The organism is Ruegeria sp. CJ6 (genome assembly GCF_056536665.1).
In genome coordinates, this window is the sequence record NZ_JBQFQB010000013.1 from 1 (window position 1) to 1,085 (window position 1,085).

At 58.1% G+C, this 1,085-nt stretch carries 1 protein-coding gene; it reads left to right on the forward strand.

The features are described from left to right. A partial coding sequence (tuf, locus tag ACR0BT_RS20395; protein WP_170508465.1) for an elongation factor Tu occupies positions 1–1,085 on the forward strand: 1,085 nt, incomplete at both ends.

The window sequence follows — 1,085 nt, forward strand, 5'->3', positions numbered from 1 at the left end:
ATGGCAAAGGAAAAGTTTGAGCGTAATAAGCCGCACGTCAACATCGGCACGATTGGCCACGTTGACCACGGCAAGACCACGCTGACCGCAGCAATCACCAAGTATTTCGGTGACTTCAAAGCGTATGACCAGATTGACGGCGCGCCTGAAGAAAAAGCACGTGGCATCACCATCTCGACCGCCCACGTGGAGTACGAGACCGACAACCGCCACTATGCGCATGTCGACTGCCCCGGCCACGCCGACTACGTCAAGAACATGATCACTGGTGCCGCTCAGATGGACGGCGCGATCCTGGTTGTGAACGCAGCTGACGGCCCGATGCCGCAGACCCGCGAGCACATCCTGCTGGGCCGCCAGGTTGGCATCCCGAAGATGGTCGTGTTCATGAACAAAGTTGACCAGGTTGACGACGAAGAGCTGCTGGAACTGGTTGAGATGGAAGTTCGCGAACTGCTGTCCAGCTATGAATACCCCGGCGACGATATTCCGATCATCGCAGGTTCGGCTCTGGCGGCGATGGAAGGCAACAACCCGGAAATCGGCGAAGAGAAGATCAAGGAACTGATGGCGGCTGTTGATGACTACATCGACACCCCTGAGCGTGAAGTTGACAAGCCGTTCCTGATGCCGGTCGAAGACGTGTTCTCGATCTCGGGCCGTGGTACTGTTGTGACCGGCCGTGTCGAGCGTGGCGTGATCAATGTTGGCGACGAGATCGAAATCGTCGGCATCCGTGACACTCAGAAAACCACCTGTACTGGTGTTGAAATGTTCCGCAAGCTGCTGGATCGCGGTGAAGCGGGCGACAACATCGGCGCACTGCTGCGCGGTATCGACCGTGACGGTGTTGAGCGTGGCCAGGTTCTGTGTAAGCCGGGTTCGGTTACACCGCACACCAAGTTCGAAGCCGAAGCCTACATCCTGACCAAGGAAGAAGGCGGTCGTCACACCCCGTTCTTTGCGAACTACCGTCCGCAGTTCTACTTCCGTACAACTGACGTGACCGGCACCGTGACCCTGGCGGCTGGCACCGAGATGGTTATGCCCGGCGACAACGTCGGCTTCACCGTCGAGCTGATCGC